Raw genomic sequence first — 17,588 nt, forward strand, 5'->3', positions numbered from 1 at the left:
AGAAAATGAAAAATGCCCTGATCAACGTTGAGGTGCATGCCGGTATTGCAACCGTGTTTTTGAACCGCCCCGAGAAGCGCAATGCCATGAGCGACGATATGCGTACCGAATTCATACGGGTTCTGGAAGACATTGCAGCGGACAACACGATTCGTGCACTGGTGCTGACAGGCAACGGCAAAGGTTTCTGCGCGGGCGGCGACGTTGCCGGCATGCAGCGACGCATGGACGCCCCTGCGGGCGAAGTCGCGATGAATGGATGGAGCCGGCAACAACGGGTCCATCATGCGGTCGCACTGCTGCATACGATGCCTAAACCGACCATTGCCGCCGTCAACGGCGCCGCATCAGGACTGGGCGCTGACACAGCCATGAGTTGCGATTTTATTGTTGCTTCGGATGCCGCGACATTCACCTGGTCGTATATCAACCGTGGCCTGATTCCGGACGGCGGCGGCATGTATTTTTTGCCACGGCGTATCGGTCTGCCCAAAGCCAAGGAACTCATATTCAGCGGACGCACTGTCAAGGCAGAAGAAGCACTGGCTTTGGGAATCGCCGATCGAACCACCTCACCGGATGCGTTGCTGAGCGATGCTCAACAATGGGCACGAGAACTGAGCGCCGGTTCCGGTACAGCACTTGCGCTGGGCAAAACCATTCTGAACCAGACATTCGAGCTGACGGCTACCGAGGCATTCGCGCAGGGCAGCCAGGCTCAGGGGATCTGTTATACCAGCACCGAGCACCGTGAATCGGTAAAAGCCTTTCTCGCAAAAATGGCGGATAAAAAAACAGCCTCATCCACGGAGCACAAGCAGCAATCATGAATGCAATATCACGCCTGATTCAACCGCGCAGCGTTGCCATCATCGGTGCCTCGGCCGATCTGCAGAAAACGGCCGGCCGGCCCCTGTCCTATTTGCAAAAACATGGCTTTGAAGGCGCTATTTACCCGGTCAACCCGCGGGTCTCGCATATAGGGGATGTGCCTTGTTATCCCGATATCGATGCCATCCCCGGCGTTCCGGATGTGGCGATCGTGCTGCTGGGCGCAGGGCGCGCGCAGCAGGCAGTGGCCGAACTTGCCAGCAAAGGTACCGGCGCCGCCATTGTGCTGGCCAGCGGGTATTCAGAGGCCGGAGAAGACGGACAGCGGCTGCAGCAACAGTTGCGCGAGGCAGCCGGTCCGATGCGCATATTAGGCCCCAATACCATCGGCCTGGTCAACCTGACAGACAATATTCCCTTGTCGGCAAGCGGCGCACTGGAAATGGATCATTTTCCGGCCGGTTCCCTGGGCGTGGTATCGCAAAGCGGCGGCATTCTGGGGGCCCTGCTCTCACGCGCCGCAGCGCGCGGCGTCGGCATGTCCAAGCTGATTTCCACCAGCAATGAAGTGGATCTGGAACTGGCCGATTTCATCGACTACCTGGTCGATGATGACGCGACGCGCGTCATCGCGCTTTATATTGAAGCCATTCGCCATCCGCAGAAATTCCGCGCTGCCGCTCTGCGTGCACGACTTGCGGGCAAACCCATCGTCGCGTTCAAAATCGGTCGATCCGAAGCAGGCGCCCAGGCGGCGGTTTCCCATACCGGCGCACTGGCTGGCCAGGATACCATGTACGATGCACTGTTCAGGCAGACCGGCGTCATACGGGCCCAGCGATTTACGGATTTGCTGGACATGCCGAGTGCACTTGCAACAGGCAGAACACTGCACGGCAGGCGCATCGCGATTCTGACCTCGACAGGTGGCGCGGGAACCCTTGTTTCAGACAGTCTGGGCGTGGCCGATTTCGAGACCCCTGCACCGGGTGTCGAAACGTCATCCACCTTGCGCGCGTTGCAGACAGGCATGCCGGCAGCCCTGGATCGCAATCCGGTTGACGTCACGCTGGCGGGTTTACAACCGGACTTGTTGCGCGGTGCGATTCGCGCTCTCGCTGACAGCAGCGATTACGATGCGCTTATCATGGTCGTGGGCTCGTCCAGTCTTGCGCAACCCGAGCTCATGGCAAATGCCATTGACGATTGCCTGCCTCACACGAACAAACCCATTCTTGCTTTTGTCAGCCCGCATGCGCCCAATGTCGCGTGCCTGTTGAACCAGCGAGGCATTCCGGCTTTTATGGAGCCCGAAAGCTGCGCCGTTGCTCTCGATGCCCTGTGGCAGACTAAAGACGGGCTGCCATCAGAGAGCACGAATGCCGAAAGAATCGACGTCGCCCTGGCCGACCTTCCCCACGGTTCCCTGAACGAAGCACAAGCCAAAGCATTGTTTGCACGCTTTGGCATTCCGGGTGTGCGCGAAACCATCGTATCCACGCCAACCCAAGCGCAAGAAGCAGCGCAGGCACTCGGCAGCCGCGTGGTATTGAAAATTGTATCCGCTGACATTCTGCATAAAAGCGATGTCGGTGGCGTGGCGGTGGGCATCGCACCACAGCAGGTTTCCGATCGCATTGTTCAAATGCAAAAGGAAGTCAGCCTAAAGGCAGGGGTGTGCCCCGACCAGTTTCTTGTTCAGGAAATGGTCACCGACGGCGTCGAGCTGATTCTGGGCTTTCATCGTGACGCGTTGGGCAGCGCCATTCTGCTGGGCATGGGTGGCGTGACAGCGGAACTGCTGAAAGACACCAGCATGCGTCTGCTGCCCACGCATGGAGGCCTGAACCTGGACGATGCCTATAGCCTGATGCGTGATCTGCGTACCTGGCCCTTACTGGATGGTTATCGCGGCAGGATAAAAGCGGACCAGAAGGCGCTGGCACAAGCCATCGTGGCGTTTTCAAATATGGTGGCCGATCTCGGTGACAAACTCACCGTCGCCGAAATCAATCCGCTGTTTGTGCTTCCAGAAGGCCAGGGGGTGAAAGCGGCGGATGGGATTGCGATTCTATCTGAATAAATATCACAGATGTGTACCGGATGCAGGGGATGAATTACCCCCCTGCAGCAGTGCCTCATTACAGATCAAGTACCAGTAACTGGCTTTTCGCCCTGGATACGCACGCAGTCAAATATTCACTTTGCTCTTGCGCGTCCAGAATGTAATCCTGGTGATCGACTTCTCCTTCCAGATATCGGACTTTACATGTCCCGCATAAACCCGATACACAGGACGTTTCAAGCTGAATACCGGCTTCGGCCAGGGCGTCAATAAGACTTGTTTCTGCCGGCACGGTAATGGTCTGCCCTGTGCTGGCGATTCGGACACTGAAACTGCCATCGCCTGTCGAGCTCGAGTCAGCACGACTGCTGCCATTACTGTCGGCCACCGGTGCCTTGAAGTATTCACAATGCACGGCGCCGCCTGGCCAATTCTGAGTAGCGTTTGAACACGCGCTCATAAATCCGGGCGGGCCACAAAAATACACATGGGTTCCGTTTTCCGGCCTGCTCAGCAACGCTGCAATATTCAATCCCTGAGCCGGGTCTCCATTATCGAAGTGAAAATGGATATTCTCACGCCCGCCAAAACTGTCCAGGAACGCAACGCAGGATTGATTTTTTGCACAGTAATGCAGTTCATACTCGGTTCCTGTCCTGTCGAGCTCGTGAATCATCGACTTCAAAGGTGTAATGCCGATTCCGCCGGCAAGAAGGATCGCTTTTCTGGCATCCGGCGCCAGCGCAAAGTGATTGCGCGGAACACTGACCTTGACGATATCCTGTACATGGACAGATTCATGCAGGGACTTTGACCCCCCCTGCCCGTCTTCCGACTTCAGTACGGCAATCACATACCGCTTTCGTTCTGACGGATCATTGCAAAGCGAATATTGCCGCACAAGCCCTGGCTGAATATGAATATCCAGATGGGCGCCGGCAGAAAACACCGGCAGGTCTTCGCCTTCGGGATGGACCAGCTCATATGAATTGATGCCGGCTGCCTCGTAGCGAATCTGCCTGACCAGCAGCGACAGCGTTGATGCCATCTGGTTAACTGAATGGGTCTCCATCTTCACACCTTTTTACCATCATTAAACTGCGTTCGTACAGTGTTCCGGCGGACGCCATGCCACCGGAACATTCAGGCTTACTGACCGCCGTAAGTTTGTTTTGCCGATTGCTCCAGCAACTCCATTTTCTCGCGCACGAAGTCTGCCCGATCGGCCCCTTTATGCTTGTCGCTTTCGGTCAGAATGGCAACGATCTGTTTGGCAACGAAGCGTCGCTGCGCCACCTCATCCTCTACCGTGGCGGCTTCAGGCAAATCGAACACATTTCCCGAGCAATAGCTGTTGGGTGTCCCGGCAGACTCAAGCAGCCAGTCGCGGAACCCGTCAGGCGATGCCGCAGGATTTTTGCCCCGAATGGCATCACGCAGCATTTTCCTGAACATATACAGACCTGCGTCAAATTTTGTCGGATTTTCCAGCGCGTGGACCGCAATCGGACGCTGACTGATGATCGCCTCGTAATCGCCGGGCGCATACTGGCATTCTTTGTAATTGGCGCGTTCCCGATGATTCGGCGGAATCGGCGGCATATCTTCCAGTTTATATTTGCCGAAGCGTTCAGGACGTCGCATGGCCACCTGCCCCTCCAGAAAATCAATGGTTTCATAGCCGACCATTCCTTTATCGCCCACGCCCCGCGTATCAATGCCCGGTCCCATGACACGCCATCCGATCATTTTTGCATTTTCGTCATCGACCGGCACGGTCCAGCGAATAATATGAAAACGGCTGAACAGTTTCTTTTTCGACCCGTCTTCAGATGTGTAGGCGTGCAGGCTCAAATTGGGCAGAACCTGATGCTGTACCCGAATGAAGAGGCGATCCTTGTCGACGCGCCGCGCGCCCGAGCAGGCCAGGCTACGCCCCTGATGCACAGGAATAAACTGCATATCCGGCGGCACTTCCATGGAAGCGGCACCCACTTCATCAAATGTCGTTCCCTGATAGTGGCCATCGACCACGTTGCGGGCCGCATGCAAGGCCATCGTGTGGTAATTGTCCGCAGCGTTATCCTGAACCTGCAGCCAGTTGCAATGCTGGAAATTGCTGAAGGGCACCAATTCGTCACCTTCGGCTACCGTGAAGTTGCCTTCCCATTCGGGAAAAGGCGGCTCTTTTTCGGGCGGCCCCATATAGGCAAAAATCAGGCCATTGCGTTCAACCGCTTTATAGGCGCCCTGCTGGATCGAGCAGGCAAATTTTTCCGCTTCCTTTTCTTCGCCTTTCGGAAACGGCGCGTGCAGACAGGTGCCATCGACATCGAAGACCATGCCGTGATAGCAGCACATAATGCCATGTTCCTGGATGGCACCATATTCAAGCGACGCGCCCCGGTGCGCGCAGTGCGCATGCAGCAGGCCAATGCGACCGCTGCCATCTTTGAAGGCGACCAGTTCCTCTCCAAGTATCTTCAAAAAACGCGGGGTGTCTGTCAGCTCCATCGCCATGCAGACGGGATGCCAGAAACCACGCATATATTCGCCCATGGGCGTGCCCGGACCCACTTCTGTCAGTTCGGGATCATGCCCCGGGATCTTGTTGGTGTAGTAACCGCCATAAGGGATCAATTTCTTCGTGACGCCCCCCGATGTTCCGGTGCTTCTGCCCTGCTCGGCTTTATCCATTGGTTTGTTCATGTCCTGTCTTCCTCGTGAAGTGTGGTAAATGCCACCCCCTTGCTTTGAGGGTGTGTTGAGAATTTAATGTATACTGAACTCTGTATACAAAGAATAAAGCGTCACAATCTGCCTGTACATATGGGTAAACCCTTAAATTTGTATTCTGTATACAGAGAATGCTCTACAATTTGTAAAGGCCCTGTCACTGCCCTGCCGCTTTTACCCCTGGCCGCCCCGGTCTGGCCGGTAAGTGATTAACGAAAGGTATTGAAAATCCAGCATGACTACAAAATTGATGAAAATCCAAACCCGTCCCGATTACGTCGAGGAAGTCTATAAAGCACTTCTTGACGCCATCAGCGACGGCAGCCTGGCACCGGGCGCGCGTATCACGCAGGAAGAGATCGCTGAACAAATGGCGGTCTCCCGCTCCCCTGTCCTGCAGGCGTTACGCCTGCTCAAGAAAGACGGCTTCATTCAGGACGCGCCGGGACGCGGCATTCTTGTCTCGCCCCTGGATCCGGACTGGACGGGCAAACTGTATGAAATCCGGGGCGCACTCGATATGCTGGCCGTGCGTCTTGCTGCCGAACGCAAGGAAACAATCGATCCTGAACTGATTATCAATGGCCGCCTGGCATCCCAAAGCGGCGTGGTCAAAGATCTGATCGATACCGATATCGCCTTTCATACCGCAATCTATGAGGCTTCGGGCAACCCTCTTATCGCCGGCAGCGCGCTGGTCCACTGGAATCATCTCAGACGTGTCATGGGTGCCGTACTGCAATCTTCCGCTCAGCGGCAATCCATCTGGGACGAACACGAGGCCATTGCCAATGCCATCGCGGCCGGAGACAGCAAACGGGCGGTTGAACTGACCGACTCTCACACCAGCCGCGCCCGGGTCAATCTGGTGAAACGGTTGAGCGAAGTACTGAAGCAGCAGGCTGATCACGAAACAGCGTAAACAGCCTGCCTGCTATCAATGGATCATGCTTCGGCCCCCAGCATTTTTGAACGCGCCGCCGCACTTTCCGTATCTGTGCCGGGCACAGATACCTTTTTAATGTTAACCATTCGTGCCGGCACGGCAAATACCAACGCACTCCCGATCAACATGCTGATTGCCAGGCCATAGACACCGCCACCGGTTGCACCTGTGTGCGTCTGAAACCAGCCGATCAGATACGGGCTGACCACACCTGAAATACTGCCCACAGAATTGGCCAGGGCGATACCCGCAGCGGCGGCCGCCCCGCCCAGAATCGCCGGCGGCAACACCCAGAACTGCGAGATGGTTGTCATGACGCCCATGGTTCCGATGGTCAGAGCAACAATAGCGAACGCCGGATTATGAGCAAAAATCACACTGGCGCACAGGCTCAGCGCACCGACAATGCCTGGAACGGCCAGATGCCATCGACGCTCTCCCTTAGCATCGGACCGCCTGCTGACGACGACCATGGCAATGGTCGCTGCGGCATAGGGTACTGCGGTAAGCAGTCCGATATTAAGTGGATCGTTTATTCCCGTTGCCTTGATTAAAGACGGCAACCAAAAGCTCACGCCATACAGCCCCATGGTGAAACAGAAATAAATGCCGCTCATCAGCCAGATTTTCGGGTCCAGCAATCCGTCTTTGACCGAATGCAATTGATGTCCCTGTTTGTCCGCATCCAGGTTCGACGAGATCACTTGTTTTTCGGCTGCGTTCAGCCACTTGGCATCCGAGACCCGGTCATCCAGATAAAAGAAAGCAACGACACCAATCAAAACAGTTGGAATGCCTTCCAGCACAAAGAGCCACTGCCAGCCGGATAAGCCATGCACACCGGCCATGCCATTCAGTATCCAGCCTGACAAGGGACCGCCAATGACCCCGGACATCGGTATACCGGTAAGAAACAACGCGGTCACTTTACTTCTGCGCGAAGAAGGAAACCAATAGGTCAGGTACAGCAAAATCGCGGGAATAAAGCCCGCTTCGGCAACGCCCAGCAAAAATCGCAGAATGTAGAAACTGGTCGGCGTTGTGACGAACATCATACACGCCGACAAGGCGCCCCATGTCACCATGATCCGGGCGATCCAGCGTCTTGCCCCGACACGCAGCAGGACCAGATTGCTGGGTACTTCGAACAGCAAATAGCCGACAAAAAATATGCCCGCGCCCAGTCCATATATTTCTTCACTGAACGACAGATCATTCAGCATTTGCAGTTTTGCAAAACTGACGTTGATGCGATCCAGATACGCGCACATATAGCACAAAAACAGAAAAGGCAATAACCGCCACATCACTTTTCGATATAACCCTGCCTCATTCGGAACAACACGTTGTCCCACAGCGTCTTCAGTCTGCATGATTGTCTCCACCACAAAATGGGTTTAAATGGTCGACCTGATTTTTCAGGTTCGATGTCCCTTGGCGTTTATCAGGCGCGCAAGGAACGACTCAACGTCAAAACATCTTCAATCAAACATATCCGGCTGCGTCGCGACCAACTGATCCCAGATCGTCTGGAAATGCAACCAGCCTATGTACTCGCTGCCTACATGTTCACGACTGTAGCGAGCACGCTCAGGCGTGACCAGCCGGGGAGTTTGGCCTGTTGCTTCAATCATCAATTGCTGCTGGCAACAACGCTCCAGCGCAATGAACCAGAAGGCCGCGGCCTCGATGCTGTGCCGGCTGGCAGTGAGCAAACCATGGTTCTGATGAATTGCCGCTTTCACGCCGGCAAATGCATTGGCCACTTTATGGCCGGCCTTGACCTCCACGGCAACCTGACCTGCCTCATCCCCGATCACAACATGATCTTCAAAAAAGGCGGCTGCATCCTGGCTGATGGGAGCCAGCGGTTTTCCAAGCGCGGCAAACGCGGTACCGTAAACGGTATGGGCATGACACATGGCCACAATATCCTGATGCTGTTCGTGCACGGCTGCGTGCAATACAAAGCCTGCCCGATTGATCGCGTGGGTACCCTCAACGACCTTACCGGTGTGATCCGCCAGAATCAGGTTCGACACTTTTACCTGCGAAAAGTGAATCGCCATCGGGTTCGTCCAATACAGACCCGGATTTTCGGGATCGCGGATCGTGAGATGACCCGCGAACCCATAATCGTAGCCCTGCAGCGCGAATGCGCGACATGCCGCGACCAGGCGCTCTTTCAGATGCTGGCGATGTGCAGACACGCTCGCAAACTGAGGCAGTTCCGGAAAGATCAATCCTTTTTGTTCCGGTTGGTAAATAGAGACACGACCTTCATCAAGTACGATGCCGGTTTTTTCAAGTACAGCTGCCATGGGGGTTTCTCCTGCTGAGATAGTGAAATGGATGGTTGAACGCCCTCATCGTCCCACGCAGGCTGACCCTTGACAAACGATAGTTCTTCATGGAATCATGAATGTGATTCATGGATAACCAGAAAGATGAGAAATATCCCCAACTTCGCCCTGCTGCGGGCATTCGAATCAGCCGCCCGGTTAAAAAGCTTTACGCTTGCCGCCCATGAGCTGCACCTGACCCAGTCCGCAATCAGTCATCAGGTTCGCAAACTTGAAGATTATTTTGGCAGTGCCCTGTTCGTTCGCCAGAACCGCCGCGTGGAGTTAACACTGGAAGGCCAGCGATTGCTGGATAGCCTTTCGCGGATATTTGATGTGATTGAAGCGGCCTGTGCCGAAGTCTCGCTTGCCCCCAAGGCGCAAGTGCTGGCTTTATATTGCGCACCCAGTCTCGCAGTCAAATGGCTCGGGCCGAAACTTCCCCAATTCATGAAAGCGCATCCTGATATCACAATCCGCCTGACAACCGGCGCCGGGCAGGTTGACCTGACCCGCATGCGAGAACTGGATATGTCGATCTGCTATGGCACGATGTCAGAACGAGCCGGTATCATTAATAAGCCGCTTGGCACAGAACGCAATGTGCCCTTCTGTTCCCCAAAGCTGATCACGCCGGGTGTTGACCCCGGAAAACTGATCAAAGAACAGGTGTTGATCGACTCTCAATTGAATAATGTAACGTGGGCCCGTTGGTTCAAGTTGAATAATCTGCGTTTGCCCGCTCGCCCTCGCCCCTCTTTTGACCGGGCGGCGATGTCCGTCTCTGCAGCAACCGACGGCATGGGCATCGCACTGGAAAGCACACGCCTGGCCGAGCGTGAGCTGGAACGCGGCGATTTGGTTGAACTGGGAAAAGGCATGTTCAAAGAAATGGATGTGGTCACGCACACCGTTTCCTGGCGCGCCAACGAAAACCAGGTGGCGAAAATTCGTATTTTCAGGCAATGGTTGTATCAAGTGGCGAATGTCGAGCCAGACAGTATGAACGAGCGCAAATAGGCCAGCGCGCTGCGCAATAGTATCTGCATCCGTCACCGTCTAAGGAAACAGCACCCGCTCCTGCCCTTCTTCCCAGGGCACGTATTTTTCCATCACCTGTTCAAATAAATCAGATCCCTTCCACTCTTCGAGCCATCGCAGCACTTGCGGCCACGGTTGCGCCTGGAACCATGCAAGATCCGTGTGCGCATACTGGCGCACAAAAGGCAGGATCGCCATATCTGCCAAAGCCGGATGGTCGCCGGAAAGACAGGGCCGGCACGCCAATTGCCGTTCGAGTTCCATCAGCCAGCCAGCCGCCTGATCACGATGCATGAGACCATCCGGCAGATCGTAACGTTGTGGGTACTTATAACGATCAAGATGGTGTTTGAACACTTGCTCGCAGGTTTCGATGAGCGACAGCATATCAGGCAGTGAACTGTCTGTCGGTGCCAGCCATGCATGCGGGTCGTTCCGGCGCAATGCCCATAACATGATCTCCAGACTCTGTTCGATCACTTGCCCATCAGCCAGAATCAGGACCGGCACGGTCCCTTTGGGAGACGCAGCGAGCATGGGCGCCGGTTTACTGCGCAACACGATTTCACGCAGCTCACAGGTCGTGCCGCTGGCGGCAAGTGCAAGTCTGGCCCGCATGGCGTACGGGCAGCGTCGGAAGGAATACAGGATGGGATAAGACATAAATGTGGCAAAGTAAAATGGCGATGCCCGTCGCACAAGCTTGCGGAGCACGCACCAATGACTCTATCACATCCGGCCATCACAGATGAACCGATGTCTTATTTTTTGACGCTGTCACCTTCCGCGGGGGTTTTGAGTTTGGCCATCGCCTTTTCATAATCGGCGTGTGCTGCGGCCCGATCCTGACCTCCGTATTCAACGCTCAGATACTCCACGACAGCCGGGATCATCTCGTCTGTCACTGGCGCCTTGTAGACATCTTTCATTTTATGAATGGTGGCATTCCAGTAGGCGGGCGAAGACTTCGGAGGCTGCGACGATGCGTATTGAGAGGAGTGACACATCAGGCAAAGCCCGCTGGCGATCTTGTAACCGGGCAGGTCGCTTTTCTTGTAGCCACCAGTCTCTTGCGGAAATTCGACGCCGGCCGCCATCGCTGCCACAGGCAGCAGCGTACAGCCGTAAACAACACAATGCAGCAATTGTTTATGCAGATATTTCATTTGGCCGCTCCTTATGCCGCAGTCACGCGAATCTGTTCGATACGGTTCATGCGATAGCCGGAAGGATTCCAGTTGGCCTGCATGGGCTGAGTCTCGCCTTTCTGGTTGGTTGCCCGAACCATCAATTTCGTTTCGCCTTTGGTCTGGGGTGTAAATTCGCTGGTCCATTCACGGAACGAATATTTGCTGATTTCATCGCCCAGTTTGGTATCGGACCATTGCTTGCCGCCATCGGTTGAAATTTGCACGGCTTTGATACCCGATCCGCCATCAAAGGCGATACCGCGAAGCGCCTGCGGCTTGCCCACCTGCACTTGCGTGCCGTCAGCTACGTTTGTAATAAAGGAACGAACCGAGAACCGTTCAATGGGAATGGTTTTTTCAGGCGTTTCACCCGGTTTGACGCAATGACATTCGTTATCGGGAATTCTGTAGGCCTTGCTCATCCAGAATCCGTCGAAAACTTCATCCATGACATGAATATCATTCAGATGTTTGACCCAGTAGGTGCCGTAATAGCCCGGCACGATCAGACGCAGGGGGTAGCCGTTGAGTAGCGGCAAATCCTCATCGTTCATGGACCAGGCCAGCATCACCTCGCCATCCATACCGTGATCAATATCCAGCGCCTTGATGAAATCCGGACCGTCCGGTACCGGCGGATGATCCAGCCCGTTGAAGGCAACCTGCTTTGCAGAACCCGCTACACCAGCCAGTTCCAGCACATCTTTCAACGCAACGCCCTTCCATTTTGCGTTGCCCATGGCACCGTGTGCCAATTGTCCGCCGTTGATGCGCGGCTCGAAAAAACCGCGGCTGTTCCCCGAGCATTGATGGACCGCAGTGATTTCTCGGGCTGGCAACTTTTTCAAATCGTCAAGCGTCAGCTCAAGGGGTTTGCTGACAGAGCCATGCACTTTCAGGCGATACGTTTTCAGATCGACTTCTGTGGGAATACCGCTCCAGTGATAACGCACGAAAAACGCGTCATTGGGCGTGATCAACCCGTCATTGAAAACAGAAAATGGCGTTTCCAGTTGCGGTGGACGATTGGTCAGCACAATAAGCGGACGCTTGCCGGGAAAGGCTTCGAGTACGCGCTCGCCGTTGCCAAAAGGCAATGTGATGGTCTCTTTGTCCGCCGCTGCAAAGGCAGTCGGCCACGTCAGACCAGACCACAAGCCGACCCCCGCGTAGCCGGCCGTTTTCAGAAAGCGCCTTCTGGCATCCTTGGTATGTGCAAAGTCTCGCATGTCTCTTCCCTGTTTTCATCGGCACGCCGTGAACGTTCAGGCTAAACCAATGCTTCCTGATTATTACGTTTGTCATAGCGGCATCACAACAATATTGCTTCTTATATTACTACATGCAATTAACTTATCCTAGTTCCAGTTAAAGATTTTTATTATGCCAATTGTGATTACATTAAGCTGAACAAAACCAGTCCCAATAAACAGGAAATGCCGAAGAGTACGCAACTGTCCGGCATCGAAAATATAGATTTAAGCAGTCATGATCCGTGCAAGACTGCTTCTGCACAAGAGCATTCAGCCATTAGCAAGCATCAGCGATGTTGTCGATCGAATTGCCGGTGGGCATATGGTCCATGCGATTTCTCGCGCTCCATATGCAGGATTTTTCCGCTGCGCGCGTCCACATCTACCTGCACCAGCGACCTGGCCTGTCTGACATCTACGCTATAGGCGCGGCGTCCCTTATAGTGATCGGGCTCTGCCTTGTAGGCCTTTCCTCCGACCGCTCTTTCCGCAATGCGCATGGCCTGTGCCGGGGACACATCTGAACGGTGTCCGCCCTGATAGGCCAATGCCTGAGTAACAGGCGCTGCTGCGACAAGCAAACCAATCATGCTGGCAGTGATAAATTTTTTCATGATCTCACCTTGAGAAAGTCCCAAAAAAGTCGGGCAGAAAATTCACCTTGATTTTTCTGCAAATGCGGGCATGTCCCGCATCCGGCTTTAATATAATCACAAAAAAAATGGCCAGATTATTTTGAAAAGCACTGACACAACTGAGCATGACGAGAAACACACTGCAGTCATATGCACGAAGACGGTCATTGCCAGTCAGGCAAAAATCCTTCTTTGCACCCGCGAGCTGAACCGTAGCTTAATTACAAGAAGAGATCGATGAAAGACGAGATCGATGAAAGAAGAAATCAGCGTTATACGCCATCATTCATTTGCAACTGCACCTGCCCTTGCCGACACACAATATGACAACCTTGATGCTGCAGCAGGATATTGCGATCGTGGCCAAGCGCATGTACTTCCCGTAACTGACGCAGCCACTGATTCAACCGCGCTTCGGTTGGCATGGCAATATGCTGTCGTCGCAACCATTGGCGCAACACGTTCGCCTGACGATGCCGGGGCAGTTCGCGCCAGCGGGCCAGCGAAAAGGACAAGCCGTTCGGTGTGAGCTGACAGTGCGCCAGATCCAGTTCTCCCAGATCCTGCAGCAACAGTGTGTTCTCAGACATAACCCGTGCATGTCGCAGCAGATTGCCCTGCCACTGCGGCCAACGGGTATTCAGGACAGGCGTGAGCAGAGTCCTGACTGCCGCCCGGGTGTATTTGGCATCAAGATTGGTCGGGTCCAGGACCGGAATCCATCCGGTCTGTGCCTCATAACCGGCAGCCGCCGCCAGAATCCGGCTGCGCTCAACGTCGAGCCAGGGCCGGTACAACTGCAATGCGCCGCGCTGCGTTTGCGCGGCCATGCCGCTCATGCCCTGCACCCCCGCTCCGCGCAATAGACGCAGCAAGACGGTTTCGGCCTGATCATCACGATGATGAGCAAGCAGGATATGGTGACAATGATTGTCCTGCGACCAGCGTTGCCAGGCGTCGTACCGAGCCTGGCGTGCGGCCGCTTCAGTGCCTTTGCCCGTACCGGATGCGACCGTGACCGGCAAAAGATGAAAGGCGACTCCAAGGTCGCGTGCCAGTTGCGCCGTATGTGCGGCCCACGCATCGGCATCGGCCAGCAAGCCGTGATGCACGTGTACAGCCTGTACTGTTTGTTGCGTTTGAGCGGCAAGCTGCGCCGCCGCGACCAGCAGCATCGCCGAATCGGCGCCGCCACTGACTCCGATGGCAATATCGGCAGAATCGATCGCGGTCATCGCCGCCAGCAGCGGTTGCAGAAGACGGCTGTCCTCTAGCGGACTGGCAAACGGCAAGGCGGACTTATTTATCCTGGACACGACCGTAGGACATGAGTCGCTCCAGACGTTTGTCCAGCAGCTCGTCGACATCCATGCCAGAGACCTGGCGCAACGCTTCGGATAGTGAACGCTTCAGTGTTTTTGCCATGCTGATGGCATCACGCTGGGCGCCGCCGACAGGCTCGGGCACCACTTTATCGATCAGACCCAGTTCCAGCAGGCGAGGCGCAGTAATGGCCAGCGCTTCAGCCGCCACCGGCGCCTTGTCGGCACTGCGCCACAAAATAGAAGCACAGCCTTCCGGTGAAATAACGCCATAGGTGGAGTACTGCAGCATTTGCACGACATCGCCCACGGCAATGGCCAGGGCACCGCCCGATCCGCCTTCGCCGATAATGGTCGCGATAATGGGAACGCGCAACTCCGCCATGGCGTACAGATTATGTCCGATGGCTTCGGACTGTCCGCGTTCTTCCGCACCGATGCCCGGGTAGGCACCCGGCGTGTCTACAAATGTAAAGACCGGTAATTCAAATTTTTCAGCCAGACGCATCAGGCGCAGGGCCTTGCGATAACCCTCAGGACGCGGCATCCCGAAATTGCGCTTGGCCCGCTCTTTGGTGTCGCGTCCCTTCTGATGGCCGATCACCATGCAGGGTTCGCCGGAAAAACGGGCCAGCCCGCCCACGATGGACAGATCGTCTTCGTACATGCGGTCGCCATGCAGTTCATGAAAATCGGTAAAGATTTCGCGAACGTAGTCCATGGTATAGGGACGCTGCGGATGCCGGGCCACCAGGGCGGTTTGCCACGGGGTCAGCTTGGAATAAATCGTGTTGGTCAGACTTTCGCTTTTTTGCTGCAGCCTGGTGATTTCTTCGGAAATATCGACTGCTGAATCAGAGGAAACATGACGCAACTGCTCGATCTTCTGTTCGAGCTCTGCAATTGGTTCTTCAAATTCTAAAAAAGTAAATTTCATAGTTGTCTTGTCATGAATGTTTTCACGTGTACTTAACTTAAGCGACCTTTTCCAGGCTACGCCATAAGTACCATGTTGCCACTGTCCGCCACGGTTGCCATGATTGTGCCACTTCACGAACCTCGTAACGTGAGACGGGTTCGCCGCTGAAATAATGTTCCGAGATCGCCTTAAGCAGACCCGGGTCATCGATGGGCAGGATATCGGGTCTGTGCAAATTGAAAATCAGGAACATTTCCGCCGTCCAGCGAGAAATCCCCCGAATGGCGCACAACTCCGTGATGATGTCTTCGTCGTCCATTTTAGACCATTTCAGCGGATTTACTTTACGCTCGTTGAAATGATTCGCCAAATCCAGAATATATTCGGTTTTTCGTTTGGACAGCCCGGCTCCCCGCCATTGGGCCTCATTGTATTCAAGAACGGCGGCAGGAGACGGCCGATGGCCGCAAAGCTGGGTGAAATTTTTCCAGAGCTGGTCTGCCGTTTTTGTGGCGATCTGCTGGCCGATTATGGCGCGCGCCAGTGTTACGAACGCTGTTTTATTGGTCGCCAGCCATAAATTGGGGTAAGCCGGTATGATTTTTCGCAGAATACGATCTTTTTTGATCAGATACGTGACCGCTTCATCCCAGTACTCGGGTTTGACGGCCGCTGGTGCAACAGATGACATGTCTTCCCCTATCAGGCGCGACGCCACTGCGTCAGCCCACCTGGTTTATCCTCTAGTTCCACCCCATGTTCTTTGAGCTGGGCCCGGATCTGATCCGCTTTTTCAAACTGGCGCGCCTGTTTGGCTTCGCTGCGCTGCGCAATCAGCGTTTCAATATCCGATTCGCTCAATACGCCCGCGGTGGATGGCTGACCGTCCCGTTTAATGTAACGTGTCGGCGACTGCAAATACTGTTGCGGGTCCTGTCCCAGCAAGCCCAGCACGGCGCCCAGGGCACGAATGCGGCCACTAATCGCGGCGCTGTTCTGGCGATTGGCTTCGGTCACCATATCGAACAGGACGGCAATAGCGCCAGCCGTATTGAAGTCATCGTCCATTGCCGCCTTGAATGACTGCTCATATTCCTGAGACCAGTCGATGGAGGCAGGGACATCCAGCCCGGTATTGTTGAACGTTTGGTATATACGATCCAGTGCCGCCTGTGCATTGTACAGATTGTCCGGCGTAAAATTCTGCGGACTGCGGTAATGGTTGCGTACCACGAAAAAACGCAGCATTTCTGCTTCACGCACATTCACCTGATAGTCGGGCGCAGCCGGATCGGGCTGACTGCTGACGGTATCGCGGATCGTGCGGAAATTGCCCAGCGATTTGGACATTTTCTCGTCGTCCACCATCAGCGGGCCGCAATGCATCCACACATTGGCCAGCTGGCCGCCATAGGCACCTTCCGACTGCGCAATTTCGTTTTCATGATGCGGAAATTTCAGATCGGGACCGCCGCCATGAATATCCAGCGGTTGCCCCAGCAGCTCGCGACTCATGGCCGAGCATTCAATATGCCAGCCGGGGCGGCCACGCCCATAGGGTGAATCCCATACCGAATCGGCGGGCTCATCAGGCTTGGCGGCCTTCCACAGGACGAAATCCAGCGGATCACGCTTGCCATCCGATACCGCCACGCGATTGCCTGCGCGCAGGTCATCCAGGACTTTGCCGGACAACTTGCCGTAGCCGGCAAAGCTGCGCACTGCATAATTGACATCGCCATCAGGCGTTTGATAGGCCAGATCCTTGTCCTGCAAATCCCGGATAATTTGCAACATACCCGGAATATGCATGGTCGCACGAGGCTCCTGGTCGGGCGCCTGTACGCCCAGTGCACGCTCATCTGCATGCATGGCGTCGGTATAAAAAGACGTAACTGCATGTAAGGGCTGATTGAGCGAGACGGCCTTGTTGATGATTTTGTCGTCGATATCGGTAATGTTTCTGACGTAATCAACCTGATATCCACTTTGACGCAGCCACCGCTGGACAATATCGAAACTGACCAGCATACGGGCATGGCCAAGATGGCAGAAGTCATAGACTGTCATGCCGCAAACGTACATCCGCACTTTACCGGGTTCGACCGTAACAAAAGGCGCTTTGGCGCGGGAAAGGGAATTGAATATTTGCATGGCGGACATAAAAAACCGGACTTGCCTGCAGTCGGAATTGACCGATGCAGCAAAGAAAATAGGCGTAGTGGGTTAGGGTTGAGACGTCTTTCGCCCAACTAAGGCTAAAATACGAACGTGTAAGTATAGCAAGTCCTCGTTAACGGCTGCTTGC

At 54.8% G+C, this 17,588-nt stretch carries 16 protein-coding genes; 4 read left to right on the forward strand and 12 right to left on the reverse strand.

All coding sequences use genetic code 11. The features are described from left to right. Positions 1 to 5: 5 nt before the first annotated feature. Positions 6 to 830 (forward strand): enoyl-CoA hydratase/isomerase family protein, encoded by an 825-nt coding sequence (locus tag W822_RS42400; protein WP_024006868.1) that lies wholly within the window; start codon positions 6 to 8, stop codon positions 828 to 830. Next, positions 827 to 2,914, forward strand: a complete 2,088-nt coding sequence (locus tag W822_RS42405; protein WP_024006869.1) for an acetate--CoA ligase family protein — start codon at positions 827 to 829, stop codon at positions 2,912 to 2,914. The genes W822_RS42400 and W822_RS42405 overlap by 4 nt, the downstream gene beginning before the upstream one ends. A gap of 58 nt (positions 2,915 to 2,972) precedes the next feature. Here W822_RS42405 and W822_RS42410 read toward each other — a convergent pair whose 3' ends face one another. Further along, entirely contained in the window at positions 2,973 to 3,968 is a 996-nt protein-coding gene (locus W822_RS42410; protein WP_024006870.1) for a PDR/VanB family oxidoreductase, read from the reverse strand. Between the two features lie 77 nt (positions 3,969 to 4,045). Further along, on the reverse strand, positions 4,046 to 5,605 hold the full coding sequence (locus tag W822_RS42415) for a Rieske 2Fe-2S domain-containing protein (protein WP_024006871.1): 1,560 nt from the start codon (positions 5,603 to 5,605) through the stop codon (positions 4,046 to 4,048). A 262-nt stretch (positions 5,606 to 5,867) separates the two neighbouring features. On the opposite strand from W822_RS42415, the gene W822_RS42420 reads away from it, so the two are divergent. Next, positions 5,868 to 6,554, forward strand: a complete 687-nt coding sequence (locus W822_RS42420) for a GntR family transcriptional regulator (protein ID WP_024006872.1) — start codon at positions 5,868 to 5,870, stop codon at positions 6,552 to 6,554. Positions 6,555 to 6,577: 23 nt separating this feature from the next. Here W822_RS42420 and W822_RS42425 read toward each other — a convergent pair whose 3' ends face one another. Both W822_RS42425 and W822_RS42430 read right to left on the reverse strand, forming a co-directional pair. Next, positions 6,578 to 7,951, reverse strand: coding sequence for an MFS transporter (locus W822_RS42425; protein WP_024006873.1), 1,374 nt, complete (start codon positions 7,949 to 7,951; stop codon positions 6,578 to 6,580). Between the two features lie 108 nt (positions 7,952 to 8,059). Then, on the reverse strand, positions 8,060 to 8,899 hold the full coding sequence (locus W822_RS42430; RefSeq protein ID WP_024006874.1) for a class II aldolase/adducin family protein: 840 nt from the start codon (positions 8,897 to 8,899) through the stop codon (positions 8,060 to 8,062). Positions 8,900 to 9,025: 126 nt separating this feature from the next. On the opposite strand from W822_RS42430, the gene W822_RS42435 reads away from it, so the two are divergent. Then, positions 9,026 to 9,940: a LysR substrate-binding domain-containing protein gene (locus tag W822_RS42435; RefSeq protein ID WP_024006875.1), complete on the forward strand. Its 915-nt coding sequence runs from the start codon at positions 9,026 to 9,028 to the stop codon at positions 9,938 to 9,940. A gap of 39 nt (positions 9,941 to 9,979) precedes the next feature. Here the strand turns inward: W822_RS42435 and W822_RS42440 are convergent, their stop codons facing one another. From W822_RS42440 to cysS, 8 genes are all read right to left on the reverse strand, one after another. Next, on the reverse strand, positions 9,980 to 10,624 hold the full coding sequence (locus W822_RS42440; protein ID WP_031243516.1) for a glutathione S-transferase: 645 nt from the start codon (positions 10,622 to 10,624) through the stop codon (positions 9,980 to 9,982). A gap of 98 nt (positions 10,625 to 10,722) precedes the next feature. Next, positions 10,723 to 11,127: a hypothetical protein gene (locus tag W822_RS42445; protein WP_024006877.1), complete on the reverse strand. Its 405-nt coding sequence runs from the start codon at positions 11,125 to 11,127 to the stop codon at positions 10,723 to 10,725. 11 nt (positions 11,128 to 11,138) lie between these two features. Continuing rightward, positions 11,139 to 12,380 (reverse strand): SorA family sulfite dehydrogenase catalytic subunit, encoded by a 1,242-nt coding sequence (locus W822_RS42450; protein WP_024006878.1) that lies wholly within the window; start codon positions 12,378 to 12,380, stop codon positions 11,139 to 11,141. A 311-nt stretch (positions 12,381 to 12,691) separates the two neighbouring features. Next, a complete protein-coding gene (locus W822_RS42455) occupies positions 12,692 to 13,018 on the reverse strand; it encodes a PepSY domain-containing protein (RefSeq protein WP_024006879.1) in 327 nt (108 codons plus the stop codon). Between the two features lie 293 nt (positions 13,019 to 13,311). Then, positions 13,312 to 14,355 carry a tRNA lysidine(34) synthetase TilS gene (tilS, locus tag W822_RS42460; RefSeq protein WP_253272338.1) on the reverse strand — a complete coding sequence of 348 codons (1,044 nt, stop codon included), beginning with the start codon at positions 14,353 to 14,355 and terminating at the stop codon, positions 13,312 to 13,314. After that, a complete protein-coding gene (locus W822_RS42465; protein ID WP_024006882.1) occupies positions 14,339 to 15,298 on the reverse strand; it encodes an acetyl-CoA carboxylase carboxyltransferase subunit alpha in 960 nt (319 codons plus the stop codon). The genes tilS and W822_RS42465 overlap by 17 nt, the downstream gene beginning before the upstream one ends. 37 nt (positions 15,299 to 15,335) lie before the next feature. Further along, positions 15,336 to 15,971, reverse strand: a complete 636-nt coding sequence (locus W822_RS0124050; RefSeq protein ID WP_031243519.1) for a DNA-3-methyladenine glycosylase family protein — start codon at positions 15,969 to 15,971, stop codon at positions 15,336 to 15,338. A gap of 11 nt (positions 15,972 to 15,982) precedes the next feature. Further along, complete coding sequence (cysS, locus tag W822_RS42470) at positions 15,983 to 17,443, reverse strand: cysteine--tRNA ligase (RefSeq protein WP_253272339.1); 1,461 nt, start codon at positions 17,441 to 17,443, stop codon at positions 15,983 to 15,985. Between the last annotated feature and the right edge of the window lie 145 nt (positions 17,444 to 17,588).

Source organism: Advenella kashmirensis W13003 (assembly GCF_000506985.1).
GTDB lineage: Bacteria > Pseudomonadota > Gammaproteobacteria > Burkholderiales > Burkholderiaceae_B > Advenella > Advenella kashmirensis_A.

What these genes read in the sequence shown, in the direction of transcription:
- W822_RS42400 (WP_024006868.1), top strand. Translation starts at nt 6, where the DNA reads ATGAAAAATGCCCTGATCAACGTTGAGGTGCATGCCGGTATTGCAACC.
- W822_RS42405 (WP_024006869.1), top strand. Translation starts at nt 827, where the DNA reads ATGAATGCAATATCACGCCTGATTCAACCGCGCAGCGTTGCCATCATC.
- W822_RS42410 (WP_024006870.1), bottom strand. Translation starts at nt 3,968, where the DNA reads ATGGAGACCCATTCAGTTAACCAGATGGCATCAACGCTGTCGCTGCTG.
- W822_RS42415 (WP_024006871.1), bottom strand. Translation starts at nt 5,605, where the DNA reads ATGAACAAACCAATGGATAAAGCCGAGCAGGGCAGAAGCACCGGAACA.
- W822_RS42420 (WP_024006872.1), top strand. Translation starts at nt 5,868, where the DNA reads ATGACTACAAAATTGATGAAAATCCAAACCCGTCCCGATTACGTCGAG.
- W822_RS42425 (WP_024006873.1), bottom strand. Translation starts at nt 7,951, where the DNA reads ATGCAGACTGAAGACGCTGTGGGACAACGTGTTGTTCCGAATGAGGCA.
- W822_RS42430 (WP_024006874.1), bottom strand. Translation starts at nt 8,899, where the DNA reads ATGGCAGCTGTACTTGAAAAAACCGGCATCGTACTTGATGAAGGTCGT.
- W822_RS42435 (WP_024006875.1), top strand. Translation starts at nt 9,026, where the DNA reads ATGAGAAATATCCCCAACTTCGCCCTGCTGCGGGCATTCGAATCAGCC.
- W822_RS42440 (WP_031243516.1), bottom strand. Translation starts at nt 10,624, where the DNA reads ATGTCTTATCCCATCCTGTATTCCTTCCGACGCTGCCCGTACGCCATG.
- W822_RS42445 (WP_024006877.1), bottom strand. Translation starts at nt 11,127, where the DNA reads ATGAAATATCTGCATAAACAATTGCTGCATTGTGTTGTTTACGGCTGT.
- W822_RS42450 (WP_024006878.1), bottom strand. Translation starts at nt 12,380, where the DNA reads ATGCGAGACTTTGCACATACCAAGGATGCCAGAAGGCGCTTTCTGAAA.
- W822_RS42455 (WP_024006879.1), bottom strand. Translation starts at nt 13,018, where the DNA reads ATGAAAAAATTTATCACTGCCAGCATGATTGGTTTGCTTGTCGCAGCA.
- W822_RS42465 (WP_024006882.1), bottom strand. Translation starts at nt 15,298, where the DNA reads ATGAAATTTACTTTTTTAGAATTTGAAGAACCAATTGCAGAGCTCGAA.
- W822_RS0124050 (WP_031243519.1), bottom strand. Translation starts at nt 15,971, where the DNA reads ATGTCATCTGTTGCACCAGCGGCCGTCAAACCCGAGTACTGGGATGAA.
- cysS (WP_253272339.1), bottom strand. Translation starts at nt 17,443, where the DNA reads ATGTCCGCCATGCAAATATTCAATTCCCTTTCCCGCGCCAAAGCGCCT.